The following is a 17765-nucleotide window of genomic DNA, read 5'->3' as shown; positions in this document are numbered from 1 at the left end:
ATTTACAGTATAAGACGAAATTATTAAGAGATACCTACATAACTTCTGAAGAATTCTTAAGTCGATTGTATTTGCTGGTAGTCGCTAATAGCGCATATTATACTGAAATTAGACGGAGGGATCAGATGAGCAAGAAAATTCTAATTGCTGATGATAACAGTGAAATTCGTGAAATTGTAAGGATTTTGTTAGAGAGTGAGAATTATGAAGTGATTGAAGCGATAGATGGTCAAGATGCGATTGATAGAGTGAACGAAGAGACGGATCTCATTATTTTGGATATGATGATGCCCAATAAATCGGGGCTGAAGGCTTGTCTGGAGATTCGTGAAAAAACAAGCGCACCGATCCTGTTTCTCACGGCGAAAACGCAGGATTCTGACAAACAATTGGCCTTTTCCTCAGGCAGTGATGACTTTTTGTCCAAACCCTTTTCCTATACAGAACTCGTTTCACGGGTGAAGGCTTTACTACGGCGGTATTATGTATATCGGGGCAAGGAGAAGACCGAAGAAAAGGACCAGATTATCGTTAAGGATCTTACCGTCCATCAGGATTCAAAAGCCGTGTTTGTTGGGGAGAAGGAGATTGCTCTAACTGAAATTGAATACCAGATATTGCTGCTGTTGGCTAAGAAGCGACGAAAGGTATTTTCGGCAGAAAATATATATGAGAGTGTTTGGGGGCAACCCTATTTTTATACGTGTAATAACACGGTGATGGTTCATATTCGTAATTTGAGAGGCAAACTGGAGGATGACCCGCAGAACCCTAAATATGTGAAGACCGTTTGGGGGAAGGGGTACAAAATTGAATAGATTATTAATCGGAAAAAAGCTGAAGATAAAACTGGTTCTGGCGGTTGTCATTTCTTTGGTCATTTCCATAAGTGCACTCGTTATTTTACAAGTTGTTGGCGAGACTGTATTGGATAGTTATTTAAGCAAATCCACTTTTGTAGAAAACAGGCAGCAAGATGCGCTTGATCGATTAGAAGCATTTGTGGATAACCAGAACGTGTCAACCCGTGATCATGAGCAATTGTCTGCTTGGATAAGACATGAGCGCTACTTAAATCTGTATATTTTTGCAAAAGACAAATTGATATTTTCCTCCAACACGGAGATTGATCCGGCCATTAATGAAGAACTGTTAACTCAATTCGTGCCATCAAAAATACCCATCACCACCATCCATTTTGCGGATCAGGATGCCCAGATATACTTGGTTAGCTTTTATGAGTATCAATACTACAACCTCATTCTGATTATTGGTGTTTTCATAGCGGCCATTGTGTTCCTTGTTTCCTTTCTACTGATGATTAATAAGAAAACATCTTATATTGGCGTGCTTGAACAAGAGATCAAAATACTCGAAGGTGGAAATTTGGATTATTCGATTACGATATCGGGAAAGGATGAACTGTCATCTCTGGCCCAGAGTATTGATGAGATGAGGAAATCATTTGTGGAGCGGCTGGGCAGCGAGGAGAGGGTCAGGATGGCCAACCGTGAATTGATCACGGCGATTTCCCATGATTTGCGAACGCCACTCACGATTCTATTAGGATATATGGATATCATAGAGCTCAACAAATATAAGACACATGAGGATCTGTTGCAGTATATTCATAATAGCCGGGAGAAGGCCTATCAGATCAAAGTGCTGTCGGACAAACTATTCGAATATTTTACGGTATCTTCTGCTGCTGAAGAAGAGGAAGTAGAATTTGAAATGTATGAGGGCAGAGCGCTTATCGATCAACTCATAGATGAGCAATTAGTGGTTTTGGACGATATAGACGTGCAGGTTCAGACAGATGCACATCATGAGGAGTTTTTGCTGGAAATCAATCTGGTCGCCATGCGTCGCGTAATGGATAACATATTTTCAAATATTCGAAAATACGCCGATCCAGGGTATCCCGTTCATATCCAGATTTCTTTGAAGCAACAATGGGTGATTCTTGGGGTGGAGAATAAGATTAAACATGTTGGCAAAAAGAAAGATAGCAACGAAATCGGGCTCGTTAGTTGTCAGAAAATGATTCAGCAGCATAACGGGACGTTGACGGTATCGCAGGAAGAAGATATTTTTTCACTACAGATTAAGCTACCTGTTATCATCAACAAACCAACTCAGACTCATATATAACAGATCTCTTGAAATGATGCTGATTGTCTTCCGTTGGATTTCTCTGGCTGTCTGATTTGGTTACCTTAGACTGCTGTAGTGGAGTATCTTGCTAATAGGCATAGGCGAATGAACATCGCTCTGCCATTCACACTATACAAATAGAGCCATGCGACAGCATGGCTCTTACATATATCGTGAGAGGGCAAACCTCATGTTTTAAACAACAGGTGCACTCTGTTTCATGAAATATTGATTAATTAGAAACGTGAGCATTGGTCCTGGCTCAGCCTTTTGTAATTGAGCCTGATCGCCAAATTCCATGAGATACGGCTGTTCCGTAGTACAAGGAATCCAATGAGGCATCGTTTTTCCGGTGGAGTCCGAGCCGTTTGGGTCACCTGTAGCAATAAAGTTGGATAAATAATTGCACATCTGGCGGGCCAGATCATAATACTTGCCTGTGAATGGCCGCCAGCATTTGGCGAGTGTTTCGAAGAAAAACCACAGATCGACGGAGTGAAAAGTGCCTGGCTGATCCCAGCCCGGAATCTCGGCGTCGAAGTTATAATAGTAGAGAGGCGTTTCAGACGGATGACCGCTGTTCGCGCGGATGGCAAGCAGAATGGCATGTTGGATCATGCGGACCGATGCTTGTTTCAGAGCATGTTCGATTTGGCCGGTATCTGCCTCACATAGCTGCAAAAAGGCAGGAGCATTCTCGCCAAACAACTCCACAGCCATCTGCTTCAGTTCTTCCAGATTGGCTGCGGCGGGACGGGTCCAAAATTCGGAAGACGTATGCCCCAGCATTACGGGTATCGCTTCGCGCTCCTGCTGAACAAAACGAGTAAACGGATCGCCTGCGCAGAATTGTTCGTCGATGACGGTTCCCCAGAAGCTTTTGTATTCGAGTGCTTTGTCACGAAGATATTCAGCATCCAGTTGTCTCGCCTCAGCCAGGGAAGATACGCCCAGGAAGCTGAAAAATTCAACCCCTGCTTGCTCTGCATCTCGCAGTGTGGAACGGACAGAAGGCACGCGGACCTTCGGGTACAACTCGGTAGCTATACCACTCATGATGACGGCTCGCTGGAACAAGCCTTTATTTTGCGGAGAGGTCATCTGGCTGAGTACACTTCCTCCGCCTGCCGACTGTCCGCCGATGGTGATCTGGTCTGGATCACCGCCAAAGGCGGCAATGTTGCGTTTGACCCACTGGGTACCTGCTTGTTGATCGAGATGACCAAAGTTGGCGGGTGCATGGGGGGATTCGGCACTAATCTCAGGATGGCACAGGAAGCCAAAGGCATTCAGCCGATAATTAATCGTCACAACGACAATACCTCTACGAGCGATTCGTTCGCCATCAAATTCCATTTCGGCCGTATGGCCGACTTGTAGGCCCCCGCCAAAATACCAGACAAAAACAGGCAACTTCTCGTCCGTACGCTTGGCTGGTGTCCAGACATTCAGATACAGACAATCCTCGTCCATGGGCAGGTCGGGATCAACGGCCCATTCGCGGGTATAGATATTGTTGTCATCGATGACTGTTGGGGCTTGCATGGAGACGGGAGCAAAATCAAAAGCTTGCAGTACACCTTCCCAGCTCGACTGCGGCTGTGGAGCGCGCCAGCGGTTCTCACCTACAGGAGGTGCGGCAAAAGGAATTCCCTTGAAGCTGGTAATCCGCGGGTCCGCTGCGGGCAGTCCTTGCACTTGTCCATGTTCTACCGTAACCAATCTAAGCATACAACATTCTCCTCTCTGGATTTAGCTTGTAAGCGTTACCGAACATCTGATCAACGTGGCATTAGAAAGGGGGAATCTAGGTTGAATCCGATTTGGCATGAGAGCAGTAGAGCCAGTAATTTGTATTTTATCAGCGGTGGTCACAAGCCGGCCAACGCTCACCAATGGGGGCCAGGCGTGCGTGACGTTTATGCGCTGCACTATATTATCCGTGGTCAAGGGACGCTGGAGACGGGCGGGCGCGTTTTTCGGCTAGTTACGGGGGAAAGCTTTATCATATTTCCGCAAAAGGAGATTTACTATTATCCAGACCCGCAAGATCCATGGGAGTACGTCTGGGTGGAGTTTAGCGGTGAGGATGCCGGGCGGATGCTGGGGCTGACACAGCTCTCAGAGTTACAACCCGTGGTGTCGGTCTCGCCGGAGACATTGCAGCCTTTTTTCCACCTTGCCTGGAACGCGGGTGCATCATCCTATGAATTACTGCGGGCAGATGCCCGTTTGCGTCTGCTGCTTTCTTACTATATGGAACATTATCCGAAAGAGCCGCAGGTGGACGCCAAGGATTATGTCTGGCTGGCGAGAAAGTACATCGAGCAGAACTACTGGAAGCCGACATTGACCGTCACGGAGATCGTAAAGGCAGTTAATCTGGAGCGCAGTTATTTGTTTCGTCTGTTTAAGGCAACAACCGGCAAGTCTGTTTTGGAGTATATTACATCCTGCCGAATCGGGCGCGCCTGTGAACTGCTGAAGACGTCGGGTCTACCAATTCAATCGGTAGCCTATTCTGTCGGCTACAATGATCCGTTATATTTTTCCAAAGTATTCAAGAAAGCAACTTCACACACGCCAACATCTTACATGATGCTGCATCGGACGAAGGCATAACGTTAACGGAACAGGGCGCAGTTCCCGGACTCTCGGAAATAACGGATCAGCTTCTCAATAGGCTCGCGTCCACAGTTCAGCTTAACTCCTATACAATCGATGCACAGAAATTGCTGGGCAGAGCGCGAGATCAATTTGAGGTAGATGCCCACATCATCTGAAGAGAGCGGAACCTGACAGGAGGTGCACAGGCGATGTTGAGCCATTTATTTCACCAGTTTGGCACGCACAATTAAACAATCATGTGCTGCGACAACGGGAGCGAAGCGTTCACGGAACACGCCAAGCTCTTGATGTTCCCAGCAGTCATACAGGGACAGCGCATAACCGGCAGCGTAAGGCAGACCCATATCCCAAAATTGCAAAGACAATTCCCGCTGGCTGTCACTCAGGTTGAAGAAACCAATAGCTAGATCACCATCTGTGAGTACCTTCACCAGCATAAATACATCGTCTGTGTGAAACCATTGCGGCTCTGGTTTAATGCGGTAAGCTCCGCGCGCTTCTACATCCTGATTGATGGCAAGCAGGTCAGGATTCAGGAGAATATCTTTGGTGATCTGGTTAGCCTTGCGCACGTCACATCCGATCATTAATGGGGAACCCATCATGGACCAGAGTGAGAAGTGGGTTTTATATTCGATGTCGTTGCATCCACCGATGCTGCCAATATAATCATTGTTGCTTCCACCGTACATACCAACGATTAGCATATCCATGTCGTTATGACAGAAGGAGCCGGTGTAGCTTTGTTTCCCCAATTGAGACAAGGCAAGTTCCTTCACTGAATCCCAATTGTCACGGATATCACCGGTAGAGCGGTACATATGAGCACCCGATTCCCGAATCCAATCGTATACATCGTCGGCCCCCCAGTTGCAGGCGGAGAACAGGATATCGCGTCCGCAGTTTTTGAGTGCAAGGCTCATTCGTTTGTACAGCAGCTCGCCTGAGATGTGTCGCGGCTTGAAGCAGTAATCATACTTCAAATAATCAACGCCCCATTCGGCAAAAAGGGCGGCATCCTGGAATTCATGCTCAAAGCTGCCTGGATACCCTGCGCAAGTATGCGTGCCTACACATGAATACATGCCGAACTTGAGTCCTTTGCTATGGATATAGTCAGAGAGCGCTTTCATTCCGCTGGGGAATTTCTCCGGATCAGCCACCAGATTGCCGCTCGCATCACGTTCCTTCAGGCTCCAGCAATCATCAATGACAATGTACTCGTAACCAGCGGCCAGATAACCTTCCGACACAAACACATCAGCGACATCCCGAATTAATTGTTCGTTAATATCCCACGTAAAGGTATTCCACGAATTCCAGCCCAGGGCAGGGGCAAAGCCTAACACTTGATTGTTGCTCATGCTCACGCATCCTTCCTCATCTCGGTTTTGTTAACAATACTAAACTGAACATAAACGATGAGCGACGTTTCCTGCCATAGCTTAACGTTGCTTGGATATGGACATATGTTGCTCTGCTGTGCTGGGGGAATTAGCTCTTCCAATCAGGCTCTCGGCAGGTATCAGAAGTTGCCGGTAGAAGCATAAGAAAGGAAAAATGTCTGTCTGCGAAGAAGTTATATCTATCTTTTCAGGGATCTGTGCGAAACTATGGTATAGATGTTATGATCGGTGATAATGCTCGAACAGGATGTCAGAGCAAGAGGGAAATCTGAATAGTATTCAGTTCTTTCAGGAAAAATACCCCAGTGGGGAATCCCTCATACGAATGGTAACAATCCCGCCGGGACGATTATGCATATGGCAGAAGGGTTCCAATTGGATAATGTGCGATTTTCCATCGGTTTTTTGTTAAACCTAAGTGTCCGTTTGATATGATCAGATATAAAATTTATAGGATGGGGAGTGTTGCCAAATGAATCTAGGTGAAGTGATGCAAGAGTTAGAGGCGCTGGGCAAAGAACGAACGAAAAAAATCTATATCTCTAACGGTGCGCATGAACCGCTATTTGGCGTGGCAACCGGAGCGATGAAACCAATGGCAAAGCGGATCAAAAAGGATCAACCTTTGGCAGAGCAACTATATGCGACGGGGAATTATGATGCGATGTACTTTGCAGGCGTGATAGCCGATCCTCAAGCGATGACAGAAGCTGATTTTGACCGTTGGATCGATGCTGCTTATTTTTACATGATCTCTGACTTCATCGTTGCCGTCACGTTGGCGGAGACGGATATTGCTCAAGCAGTTTCGGATAAGTGGATCGCGAGCGGAGATGAGCTGAAAATGTCAGCAGGATGGAGCTGTTACTGTTGGTTGCTCGGTAGTCGAAAGGATGCTGAATTTTCGGAGAATAAACTGATGGAGATGCTGGAACAGGTGAAAAAGACGATTCACGAATCTCCGGAACGAACGAAATATTCGATGAACAACTTCCTGTATACCGTTGCAACATCCTATCAACCGTTGCACGATCAGGCAGTGGAGATAGCCAAGACTGTGGGACCTGTCGAAGTGAACAAGGACATGCCCAAGAGCAAGCTGCTGAATGCCTCTGAGAATATCCAAAAGGCAGTGGATAAAGGGCGGACGGGCTTCAAGCGTAAATATGTAAGATGCTGAAATTTTCGCCGTATCGTCAGTTTTAACATACGGAACATATGGTTATCTTGGGATTGAAATCCACAATCTCCATGTTATAATGAGGACAGAAACAGCTTATAATGCAAAGAGAGCCGTGCGCTAACACGACTCTCTGATGCAATAGCCGCTTTTAAGGGCGGTGGGCTTAACAAGCAGGGTACACGATTAAGTAGACCGCAACCTTTGCAAGGGTGGGCGGTCTATTTGTGTTTTCAACTCGATATAGCAGCATCAAATCTACGTATAATATAAAAAACCGAAACCTCTACATATCGTTCCTTTTAACCATTTCTTTGGCTTGCTGCCTGCCCGCCGAGAGAAAGCTGTCGCTAAGCTCAGGATCACTAACAGAGCGTGCAAGTACAAGCGAGCCAACCATTGTGCTGAACAGTGCACGACCGCTGGACACATCGATCTCAGCCAGATTGGAGATAAAAGAGATCATCCGCTCCAATTCATGGGTGAACACCTGCCGAACCTCTTCTGACGAACGGGATATTTCGCTGGAAAGGGCGGGGAAAATACAGCTCATTTCCGTTTGGTCGCGGTGATACGGACTCAAATAATAATCGATTACTTTATTAATTTTGGAATTCTGCTCTTCCTGATCAGCCACGTTCTGTAGAAGTGTAATGGTATCACTAATGGCATATTCACAGGCTTCTGCAACCAATTGTTCCTTGTTGTCAAAGTGTGAATAGAACCCTCCGTGAGTTAATCCAGCTCCCTTCATAATAAACGGGACACTCACCTCCTGGATACCATTGGTGCGAAAAGCTCGAGCCGCACTCTCAACAATCTTACCTCGTACTTTTATTTTATGTCCTTTGGGATAGGGCATGATCATTCACTCCATAGTTTCATCATTCTATAGAAATTGAACTAAAGAATATTTACACCTTCCACTCCGATGACAGAACAACCTTCTGATCGCTGTTATCCCCAGATTTTTGTGATTCCCTTTTCCAAAAGGGAAAATCCGGTGATAAAGGCGAGCGCTTCGCTTCCTCAGGTTATTTCTTTCCTCTCCGTTCTCGTGTAAATTTATAGTTCAATTTCTATACTTTCAAAATATTATAGTCATCATAATAAAGCCTGTCAATTTGGTAACTGGATGTCTGTTCATTTTCAAAAGGGCCAAATACGATTGTTGACGGTCTTAAAATATGATGGTTATAATATATTACGGTCATCATATTTTAAATTGACTTCAAATCGGGAGGTATCAGAATATGAGCAAGCTTGAATCTGTGGATACGTTAGTTATTGGATCAGGTCCAGGGGGATATGTGGCGGCGCTTCGTTCTTCGCAGTTGGGGATGAAGACGGCGATTGTTGAACGTAAACAGCTTGGCGGGGTCTGTACACATGTGGGTTGCATACCATCCAAAGCCTTAATTGCGGAATCGCATCGTTATGATTGGTTCAGACAGTTTAATCAAGCTGACGCGGCAGCGACATTTAAGAATGCTCAGGATTTTAAACAGGGGGTTGTGAATAAACAGGCAGGTGGTGTCCACTATTTGTTAAAGACTGCGGGTGTGACCATTCTTGAAGGCGAGGCTAGTCTGTTGGATGAGCACACAGCGATGATCCGGCAAACTGGACAGGAGCAAAGCATTTCTTTTAAAAATCTCATACTGGCAACGGGGTCTCGTCCGATTGAGCTGCCAGCATTTCCAGTTGGAGGTCGTATCTTATCTTCCACTGAAGCATTAACTCTACAGGAGGTTCCGAGTAGTCTGATTGTGATCGGCGGAGGTTATATTGGGGTGGAGCTTGGACAGACGTATGCCAAATTCGGAACAAAGGTAACGATTCTTGAGGGTGGCGCACAAGTGTTGCCCGGATTCGAGGCGGAACTTGCAGCCCCTGTAGTCAAACAATTGAAGGCGGATGACATCAACATCGTAACCGGAGCGATTGCTGAAAAGGTGGAGCAGAATGCGGATTCCATTACACTGCATTATTCGAAAAACAAGGAGCAGCAACAAGTTACGGCAGAATATGTATTGGTCACGATCGGAAGGAAACCCAATACAGACGGACCGTTAGGACTGGAACGCATAGGTGTGCCCGTAACGAACAAAGGACTGGTTGAGACGGATGAACAGTGCAGAACGGTTATCCCGCACATTTATGCCATTGGAGATATTACAGCCGGTCCGGCACTTGCCCACAAGGCATCCTATGAAGCCAAAGTAGCCGCAGAAGCCATTGCGGGTCTTACCTCCAAAGTGGATTACAAGGTGATTCCGCTTGTCGTGTTTTCTGATCCGGAGATATCCAGTGTTGGGGTAAATGAGACGGAAGCCAAAGCACAGGCCATTCCGGTGGTTATTGGGAAATCTTCTTTCGGAATCAACGGAAGAGCGTTGGCGTTAAGGGAAACCGAAGGTTTTGTGAAAATAGTGGCTGACCCGACATCAGGAATTGTCATTGGTGCGCAAATCGTTGGCGTGGAGGCATCTACACTGATATCGGAGCTCGCACTCGCCATTGAGATGGGGGCAACCGTGGAAGATCTGGCCATGACGATTCATCCTCATCCGACTTTGGGAGAAGTGATCATGGAGGCAGCCGAGAACGCAGTCACCAAAATGAAAAAGCAAAATAGTCAGTAAATTTAACCATACACGAGGACTGGGAATGGGAGAGATAAAAAGATGAAGTTAAAAGCAGGTTTGTATATCGGGATTGCGATGGTGTTTATTATTGGAGGTTCACTTCTTGCGGTTAAAGGGAAGGATGCTGTTAGTCAGGCCGAGAGCCGGAAACAAGGCATACTTGAGGCAGAGCAAACGACTTTAATTTATCAGAATAGCCCCGGAGCAATTGCAGAGGTTGGTGCGTCTGCAGGTGACTCCGTGAAAGAGGGAGAAGTACTTTTCAAAGTGAAATCAGCCGGGGAGGGAGATGTGGATGTACTCGCACCGTATGACGGGTTGGTTGACCGAGTTGCTGTAAAGCAGGGAGATCAAGTTCAAGCAGGAGTCCCGCTGGCAGTTGTACAAAAGAATACGTATTACACCGACCTTTACATACAGGAAAGTGAAATTCAACAGCTTGAAGTGAATCAAAGCATTGATGTTCATTTCCCGTATGTGGATCAGCCAACGCAGGTGAAGGGGAGTGTTACTTCCATCTCAACTGCTCCTCAGTTTGCAACCTTGCGGATGTCTCGTGAAAAAGGGCAAGCGGATTTAAGTATGTTTTTGGTCCGAATTTCGATGGATTCAAATACCGATTTGCTTCCGGGGATGACGGCAGAGGTGAAACTTGATGAAATCACTGATTGACGAGTGGAAGTACGTCGTAGGCAGTAAGTATATACGGCTAATTTTTATTGGGCCAATGATTGCAGCCTTATTTTTCGGCTTAATGTTCTCGCAGAATCAACTCAGTAAATCACCAGTTGTGGTCATTGATGAGGATCATAGCGAATATTCACGACAATTGATCTCCAAAATAAATGCGTCTCAATACATGAGCGTCAAAAGCGTATATGCAAGCCGAATGAGTCCTGAAACATTGCTTGCCAACGAGCAGGCTGTAGCGGTCATTATGCTTCCCAATCAGTTGGGATTGCGTCAACAAGAAGGGAAATCGACGAATATCGGTATATTGATGGATAACACGATGCCCTCGGGGCTGACCGGTATTCGCACTGCGATTCAGGAGATCATCCAGACGGAAAATATGACCCTTTCCATGACACGTCTGATCCAAAAAGGGATGGCTACCGAAACAGCTAAAGGAATCGTGTCACCGTTATCCCTTCAGCAGCGGATGCTGTTTAATCCAACCTCCAGTTATGTTGGTTTTATGGTGCTTGGATTTGTGAATATCGTAGTATTAATGATTACAACAAGTGCAGCGGGCTCAATTGTACCCCGGCTTCGTCAGGAAGGGAAACTTTTTGCAAACGGAAAGTCACCTTTCCAGCTATGGGTGCGGAGTGTACCTTACGTTGTGTTGAGTTCCCTTTCGCTTCTTCTATCCTATGGATTGTTAAAGCAGGTGGGGGGAATGCGATTTGAAGCAGAGCCTTATCTTTTCATCATCCCATTGGTTGTTTATGCTTTTGCCTTGTCACTCATGGGTATGCTGATCGGATACACTGCCAAAGACATGTCGAAAGTCAGCCTACGAACCAGCTTTGTATTGTATCCCTCCTTTTTAGCTACGGGAATTCAATTAACGCCGCTGGCGTTTCCAGAACCGTTCCAAATGTTCGCATGGGCATTGCCGATGAACTGGCTTAACCGTCTAATTCGTGGAATGGCGTTTCGGGACGGGGCACTGACAGCCTACAGTCAGGAGTTGGGGGCATTGCTGATTATTATTGGCGGAGTGTCCTTGTTCGTGGGATTACTGTTTCTGCGGGAAAAAAGGAAAGTTTCTTCCAGCAGAGCACCCCTGTTGAATACGGATATATTGCCGAGCAGTAGTTAATTATTTAAGAATCGTTAAACAACGAAAAAAGGCGCACGGGAGTCATTCCTGTTGCGTCTTTCCTTTTTATTACTGCAGATGACATTTAACGATAAAGTTCCTTTTATATAAGTTCAATTAAACATTTACAAGATAACGGAGAGGACAGAAATAATCTGAAGAAGCGAAGCGTTCGCCTTTATCCTCGGATTTTACCATATAAAAAAGAAATCAAAAAAATCAGGGGATAACAGCGATCGGAAGGTTGTTCTGTCATCGGAGTACCAGTGGAAATATTCTTTAGTTGAACTTATATAGCGAAGGTTTTTTATATCGTTTATACTTGTAAGGCCAATTTACTTGAGGAGTTGTCTAACGAATCATGAATAAAAAAGAAGTCGCGCATATACGAAAGCAGTTTAAACTCGATCACGATCTACTGAATATTTACGATATTCTCAACGTGTATATTACGAAGGAAACCAATGAGGTCTATCACTGGGAGCGTCACCCGTTCGAACTGGTGGACAGAGAGAAGCAGGAGCTGTACATGGGCAATTTCAAAAAATTGCTGACAGGTGATTTGGATCAGAAGTTATTCGAATTGAAGTTCCAGGAAGCGGCGGAGGATCCAGCACAGGTACTGCTTCACCAGGCTCTGGTAACAGGTGATCCGGACGAATGGCAGGATCTCATGCTGTTGCTTGTGGATCGAATGTTGGTGGATGCGAAATATGAGCGGGACATGGTAGCTACGTTTGTGCGTGGACAGTATTATCTCCCGACCAAAGCTAGAAACGAAGCCACGGAAGAGAGTGAGAAGAATGAGGTGTTCGCCCATCCGTTCATTCTGTGCAGCGTGAATTCCACGGAGAAACAGCGGAAGACGCTCTTGTTTGATTACGTGGAGAGAGAATTCAAATATAACATTATTGTCGATCCGATTATCAAATTAAGCACGCCAGAGCAAGGGTTCCTGTATCCTAGCGTAACGGACAACTACTCCGATGTGAATCGTGTACTCTATTGCACAGGGAAATCTAATTTCCCGGACCCGCATTTTGTTGAAAATGTTTTGAATGGAGAAAGATCCGTAACCGCACTGGAAGAACGGGCGATCTTCGAAGATATCGTGAAGGAAGTGGCGGGTGAACAGCTCGATTCAGCGACCATTGCACATGTATATGAGGAGATTAACCGAGTCATCGAGATTAACGAAGAGTCCCATGAGGAAGAACCTCCGAAGCTGGATTATAAAGATCTGGAACGTGTACTGACCGCAAGTGGTATAGAGGATCTGACAACGGAGAAAGTAGAACGTGCCTTCGAAACGATCGTTGATAACAAGAATTATGAGATGAAAGCGACCAGTGTTATGCCGAAGTTTACGTCCAAGTCCATTAAGATTGAGACCAAGGTTGCTACGATTTCGGTTAGCCCGCAAGACCTGAGATATGTGAAACAGGTGAACTATCAAGGCAGACGTTGCATCATGATTGAAGTGGACGAAGATGTTGTGATTGAAGGATTTACGCTTAATACCGAAAAACTTATAAATGAGGATTGATTGTAGACCATGATGAAGTAAAATCATCGGACAAGTACGAATGAACGTCCATCTATTGCAAAAAGCCCATCCTAAGGCATTATCGCCAAGGCATGGGCTTTTTTGCTGTTTCATGACTGCCGCAGTAGTTGTTTGATATCCGCTGCCGGACTGGAGCCAAGCTCCTCTTTGAGCAATTCCTCCAGCACCAGATACTGTCGCTGCGCTTCGGTTCTTCGTCCAAGCGACAGATACAACAGGATGATTTCACGATGAATATCTTCTCGAATTGAATCAATCTGGAGGATCCGTTCAAAATAATACAGCGCCCGTAACGGCTCGCCTGCCTTCGCGTGATAGTGGGCAGCAGTTTCCATCGTCATGATGAAATCCAGCTCCAGCTGTCTGGACCACGCGAAAGCCCACTCATAATGCCTTCCTTTCAGAAGTTCACCCGTATACAACGTGTCCATCCGCTCGAAGAGCTCGGGGCGATGTGCCGATGCCTGACGCATCTGCCGGAACAAAGTCTCGAACTCGTACAGATCACAGTTGATCGCTTCCCGGTCGATACGGATGCCATTTCGGTCCTTGAGAATAATTGGCACGTCACTGTTGTCCCCGATGGCACGTCGTACGTAGTACAGTGTGGAATTGATGTTCGTCCAGGCCTTCTGCGGACTGAGGTCCTTCCACAACGTATCGGCTAATGCATCGCGGGTAGTCGATTTGGTATACAGCAAGAATGCCAGCAATTCTTCCGTCTTGGGCGTTCTAAGCTTGATGGGATTGTCTGCTCCGGCACCGCCAAACACAGTGAATTCACCGAACAGACGAACGTTCAGTTTGGGTTCAGGCACCGCTGGTTCAGGTGTTGGCACGGACTTGTGAAGCTTTTCCTGCAATCGCTTAATGCTACGGTTCAGTCGCTCAGCTGTGACCGGTTTGATGACGTAATCGATCACCTCTTTGTCGAAAGCCTGCACCGCATACTCCTCATAACCGGTCACTAGCACAATGGGGAGCGAAGGGTGATGTTTACGCAATTCACCAATGAGTTGCATACCCGAGATGCGAGGCATCGTAATGTCCAGAAATGCCGCATCGAAGCTATTCTCTGCTGCATATTCACAGGCTTCCTCCGGGTCATGAAACGCACGAGATACCTCAACTTCTCCGCTTTCTGTCAAAATGCGATTCAGTCGCTTCAGCGACAAATCCTCATCATCCACGATGATGACTTTCATCATGTTTCATAACCCCCGTTCCCATCTGTGCTTAGACGTTGATTTGGAAGATCAAAGGTAATCCGCGTTCCCTCGCCGTCCAGACTTTCCATCTGAAGGTGTCTGCCATACAGCAGGTTCAACCGACTGGAGATATTCCATAGTCCAACGCCGTTACTGCCGTCCGTGGATTGCCGAATCTCATCCATCCGTTGCTTGGTTATGCCAATTCCGTTGTCCTCGATGGTGAAGCGTGTTTCCGTATCATTCAGATTGCGGATAGACAACATGACGCGACCACCGCGAATACTGGACATCAGCCCATGCCGAATCGCGTTTTCAATCAGGGGCTGTAACGTGAGCGGAGGAATGTCCATGTTCCGGTTCACATCAGCATCCACATCGATAATGACCTCCAACCTTGAGCCAAAGCGGGCTTGCTCAATCGCTACGTATGCCTCGATCATCTCCAGTTCGTTCATCAGGCTAGTCTTTGAGTCCAGATGTTTAAAGTGCACACTCCGCCGTAAGTAACTCGATAATTGCAAAATCAATTGTTCTGCCCGATTCGGCGCATCCACGCACAATTCGGCAATGGCGTTCAGGGCGTTATATAGAAAGTGCGGGTTCATCTGAGACCGCAAAAAAGATATTTCCGCATCTCGCGCAGCTTGCACGGATGTTTTCATCCGAGTCAAACCGCCGATCCGTGCCAGCAGTTCCTCCGATTCGAACGGCTTTGATACGAAATCATTGGCGCCTTTTTCCAAGGCCAGCTTCAATTGATTAGCTTTATTACTCGCCGTCAGCATGAGTACAGGCAACTCGGAAGGAGAGAAGCGCTCCCTGATTCGTTCCAGCAATTCGTAACCCGACATGTCCGGCATCATGATGTCGGCAATGACCAGATGTACAGCTGGGAGCTGGTCGAGCAGTTCCAGTACAGAAGGGGAACGTGCGGTTACCGCATAACTGTACCCTTCCAGCTTCAAGAGATTCACGATTGTCTGCAAATTAGCCGAGTCATCATCCACAACGATGATCCATTCGTTGAGATGCCCTTCCACAATCGTTGGTTCTTCGAACCTTAGTAGCTGATTACCATGACTTGTAGGAGCTATGGTAAGTGGCATGGCGTTAGATCGTTTCTCTCCTTTGCCATCTGCGAGAGGAAAGGTCAAGATGAACGTGGCCCCCTTGCCGGGTGCCGATTCCGCATGAATAGTTCCTCCATGGAGTTCGACCAACTTGCGCGTAATGCTTAGTCCAAGACCGGTGCCTCCAGCAACGGCTGGACCGGTATCTGCTTCCTGCTCGAATGGCAGGAAGATGTGCTCCAGCTTGTCCTTGCCGATACCACGACCCGTATCCACAATGCGTATTTCCGCTTTGCCTTGCACGACCGCAGCTTGGATGCTTACCGTGCCACGTTCCGTGAATTTAACTGCATTACCGATCAGATTATGCAAAATCTGAATCAGTCGATTGCCGTCTGCATAGATCGGCGGGAAATGTGACGGGATGCGGTTGATAAGCTCCACCTTTTTCGCGCCAAGCAGGAAGGAGTGCATCCGCAAGACCGATTCGACAAACGAGTACAGATCGGTCGAAGACCGGTGGAGCGGGATGTCGCCATGTTTCATTTTCGAATAATCCAGCAATTCATCCACCAGATAGGTTAATCGTCGGCCGCTTCCTGTCACGATCGCCAGATTGTGCGCCTGTTCGTCGGTAAGCGGGCCCTCGGCGCCTTTGAGCAGGCTTTCACTGATATTTACAATCGCGTTCAGCGGTGTTTTGAGCTCATGCGAGGTATTGGACAGGAAGTCGTCCTTCACCTTGTCTAGCAAGAGCAACTGATCTTTGAGGGTGCGGACCGTACGATAGGCCTCGAAGAACCGAAGCACCGCCAGAAACAGCATCAGGATGCTGAACAGGACAATGGAAGCCTGCCCGATGTTCATGTTTTCCTTGAGTGAGATCGAGAAGAGATTAATGTCCAGACAGTACAGCACGATGCTTAAGAGAGCCGCATACCACAAGAAAGTAGAGAGCCGTTCGCCCTTCTCACTGGTCAGAAACTGTGATGCGCATTGATACAGCAACCACAATAGCAGCAACGTGTACATAACGACGACGTAAGGCGCAGCAAGCCCATAGACGGAAATAGGCAGAAGCGCGACCATGCATAAATAAGCTCCGAAAATGATCAGGATCACCGTTGTGAGCATACCGGACAGGATGCCTGTTTTGAATCGGTAGAAGTAAAAGGTCAACAGACCCAGACATGCGACAGAGCAGAAATCTTTTAATTTATAGAGCGTGCTAAAGGGAATTTCCGTGCCCGCCATGGATAACACACGTTCGCTGATCATCCCGTTATAGAGTGCATATAACAGACAGATTAGACCAATCAGCAGTAGGGAATCGTCCCTGTTTCGGTAGAGTGCAGACCCCACGTAACTGACGAGGAATATGATCGAAATGGTAGCCAGTACAGCGAGCGTGCCGAATTCGATAGCTGTGTTGAATTGATGTTTTTTCAGCATGGCTGCTTGTTCGCCGAAAAAGAGTGGACCCGGAATACCAGAGTCCGTGTAATCGTAATTAGCCACCCGAATCAAAATCTCAATGTCACCGCCATGATAGGGGAAAAAGCCAATCTGGGGGGAGTTGCCTGGTCGGTAACCTGCTGATTTTGCCACAGCATGCCCGTCTTCCAGCAGCTTGTTGCCATTGATGTAGATCTCGCTGGCAAAACGAATGTTCATTTTTTTGATCGCCAGCGTTCCTTCAACAGGTGCGTTACGTAGCACCAGTCGATACGTGGCGAAGCCGTGGGTTGGCAGTCGCTCGCCATCCACTTTAAGTCGATTCCAGGAGCCGGGAACGGTTGCGTAGGTGTCGGGTGCTTTCGCTGGACCAGCCTGATTCGATGTGGCAGATTCGTCAGGAAGCAATCGCTCCCAGTAAAATTCCCACTCCCCGTCCAGCTTGATCCGCTCGTCTTGTTCAGGGTTCCAGGCCGAGAGGTCCAGAACACCTTGACGGGCATGAAGAGCCGCAGATTGGGGTTCTCTGATCGTTGACAGCAGCAGTACGGTAATAGCGAGTACAACAGTCAGGACAACGCCTGAAATTTTTAATAACACGAAATGCTGCTCCTT

General features: G+C 47.0%; 14 protein-coding genes. 8 read left to right on the top strand and 6 right to left on the bottom strand.

The features are described from left to right. Window positions 1-125 precede the first annotated feature (125 nt). A complete protein-coding gene (locus tag MKX68_RS06995) occupies window positions 126-818 on the top strand; it encodes a response regulator transcription factor (protein ID WP_340910370.1) in 693 nt (230 codons plus the stop codon). Further along, window positions 811-2154, top strand: coding sequence for a sensor histidine kinase (locus MKX68_RS06990; protein WP_340910368.1), 1344 nt, complete (start codon window positions 811-813; stop codon window positions 2152-2154). The genes MKX68_RS06995 and MKX68_RS06990 overlap by 8 nt, the downstream gene beginning before the upstream one ends. A gap of 198 nt (window positions 2155-2352) precedes the next feature. Here MKX68_RS06990 and MKX68_RS06985 read toward each other — a convergent pair whose 3' ends face one another. After that, complete coding sequence (locus MKX68_RS06985) at window positions 2353-3888, bottom strand: carboxylesterase/lipase family protein (protein ID WP_340910366.1); 1536 nt, start codon at window positions 3886-3888, stop codon at window positions 2353-2355. Window positions 3889-3969: 81 nt separating this feature from the next. On the opposite strand from MKX68_RS06985, the gene MKX68_RS06980 reads away from it, so the two are divergent. Continuing rightward, window positions 3970-4779 (top strand): helix-turn-helix domain-containing protein, encoded by an 810-nt coding sequence (locus tag MKX68_RS06980; protein WP_340910364.1) that lies wholly within the window; start codon window positions 3970-3972, stop codon window positions 4777-4779. A gap of 2 nt (window positions 4780-4781) precedes the next feature. On the opposite strand, the gene MKX68_RS06975 is transcribed toward MKX68_RS06980, so the two are convergent. Continuing rightward, window positions 4782-4985 carry a hypothetical protein gene (locus MKX68_RS06975; RefSeq protein ID WP_074093540.1) on the bottom strand — a complete coding sequence of 68 codons (204 nt, stop codon included), beginning with the start codon at window positions 4983-4985 and terminating at the stop codon, window positions 4782-4784. Beyond that, window positions 4986-6149, bottom strand: coding sequence for a glycoside hydrolase family 27 protein (locus MKX68_RS06970; RefSeq protein ID WP_340910360.1), 1164 nt, complete (start codon window positions 6147-6149; stop codon window positions 4986-4988). Window positions 6150-6663: 514 nt separating this feature from the next. Here MKX68_RS06970 and MKX68_RS06965 point away from each other — a divergent pair. Continuing rightward, window positions 6664-7371, top strand: a complete 708-nt coding sequence (locus MKX68_RS06965) for a DNA alkylation repair protein (RefSeq protein ID WP_338590898.1) — start codon at window positions 6664-6666, stop codon at window positions 7369-7371. Between the two features lie 286 nt (window positions 7372-7657). Here the strand turns inward: MKX68_RS06965 and MKX68_RS06960 are convergent, their stop codons facing one another. After that, a complete protein-coding gene (locus MKX68_RS06960; RefSeq protein WP_340910356.1) occupies window positions 7658-8233 on the bottom strand; it encodes a TetR/AcrR family transcriptional regulator in 576 nt (191 codons plus the stop codon). 391 nt (window positions 8234-8624) lie between these two features. Here MKX68_RS06960 and lpdA point away from each other — a divergent pair, with 391 nt between their 5' ends. From lpdA to MKX68_RS06940, 4 genes are all read left to right on the top strand, one after another. After that, the gene (lpdA, locus tag MKX68_RS06955) at window positions 8625-10016 is read left to right on the top strand and encodes a dihydrolipoyl dehydrogenase (RefSeq protein WP_340910353.1); all 1392 of its coding nucleotides are present in this window, start codon (window positions 8625-8627) and stop codon (window positions 10014-10016) included. 42 nt (window positions 10017-10058) lie between these two features. Continuing rightward, window positions 10059-10691, top strand: coding sequence for an HlyD family efflux transporter periplasmic adaptor subunit (locus MKX68_RS06950; RefSeq protein ID WP_340910350.1), 633 nt, complete (start codon window positions 10059-10061; stop codon window positions 10689-10691). Continuing rightward, a complete protein-coding gene (locus MKX68_RS06945) occupies window positions 10675-11847 on the top strand; it encodes an ABC transporter permease (RefSeq protein ID WP_340910347.1) in 1173 nt (390 codons plus the stop codon). The genes MKX68_RS06950 and MKX68_RS06945 overlap by 17 nt, the downstream gene beginning before the upstream one ends. Before the next feature lie 361 nt (window positions 11848-12208). Then, window positions 12209-13393 carry a DUF4317 domain-containing protein gene (locus MKX68_RS06940; RefSeq protein WP_340910345.1) on the top strand — a complete coding sequence of 395 codons (1185 nt, stop codon included), beginning with the start codon at window positions 12209-12211 and terminating at the stop codon, window positions 13391-13393. Between the two features lie 110 nt (window positions 13394-13503). Here MKX68_RS06940 and MKX68_RS06935 read toward each other — a convergent pair whose 3' ends face one another. Together MKX68_RS06935 and MKX68_RS06930 are read right to left on the bottom strand one after the other, a co-directional pair. Next, window positions 13504-14622 (bottom strand): response regulator, encoded by a 1119-nt coding sequence (locus MKX68_RS06935; protein ID WP_338590911.1) that lies wholly within the window; start codon window positions 14620-14622, stop codon window positions 13504-13506. Beyond that, the gene (locus MKX68_RS06930) at window positions 14619-17750 is read right to left on the bottom strand and encodes an ATP-binding protein (RefSeq protein WP_340910342.1); all 3132 of its coding nucleotides are present in this window, start codon (window positions 17748-17750) and stop codon (window positions 14619-14621) included. The genes MKX68_RS06935 and MKX68_RS06930 overlap by 4 nt, the downstream gene beginning before the upstream one ends. Window positions 17751-17765 lie beyond the last annotated feature (15 nt).

Source organism: Paenibacillus sp. FSL M8-0212 (genome assembly GCF_038004645.1).
In the GTDB taxonomy this organism is placed as follows: domain Bacteria; phylum Bacillota; class Bacilli; order Paenibacillales; family Paenibacillaceae; genus Paenibacillus.
Note: the sequence above shows the minus strand (reverse complement) of the source record. Positions and strands in the feature narration are given on the sequence as shown.

Bases quoted from the DNA above. Each gene is read 5' to 3' on its own strand.
- MKX68_RS06995 (WP_340910370.1), top strand. From the start codon at position 126: ATGAGCAAGAAAATTCTAATTGCTGATGATAACAGTGAAATTCGTGAA.
- MKX68_RS06985 (WP_340910366.1), bottom strand. From the start codon at position 3,888: ATGCTTAGATTGGTTACGGTAGAACATGGACAAGTGCAAGGACTGCCC.
- MKX68_RS06975 (WP_074093540.1), bottom strand. From the start codon at position 4,985: ATGGCTCAACATCGCCTGTGCACCTCCTGTCAGGTTCCGCTCTCTTCA.
- MKX68_RS06970 (WP_340910360.1), bottom strand. From the start codon at position 6,149: ATGAGCAACAATCAAGTGTTAGGCTTTGCCCCTGCCCTGGGCTGGAAT.
- MKX68_RS06965 (WP_338590898.1), top strand. From the start codon at position 6,664: ATGAATCTAGGTGAAGTGATGCAAGAGTTAGAGGCGCTGGGCAAAGAA.
- MKX68_RS06960 (WP_340910356.1), bottom strand. From the start codon at position 8,233: ATGCCCTATCCCAAAGGACATAAAATAAAAGTACGAGGTAAGATTGTT.
- lpdA (WP_340910353.1), top strand. From the start codon at position 8,625: ATGAGCAAGCTTGAATCTGTGGATACGTTAGTTATTGGATCAGGTCCA.
- MKX68_RS06950 (WP_340910350.1), top strand. From the start codon at position 10,059: ATGAAGTTAAAAGCAGGTTTGTATATCGGGATTGCGATGGTGTTTATT.
- MKX68_RS06945 (WP_340910347.1), top strand. From the start codon at position 10,675: ATGAAATCACTGATTGACGAGTGGAAGTACGTCGTAGGCAGTAAGTAT.
- MKX68_RS06940 (WP_340910345.1), top strand. From the start codon at position 12,209: ATGAATAAAAAAGAAGTCGCGCATATACGAAAGCAGTTTAAACTCGAT.
- MKX68_RS06935 (WP_338590911.1), bottom strand. From the start codon at position 14,622: ATGATGAAAGTCATCATCGTGGATGATGAGGATTTGTCGCTGAAGCGA.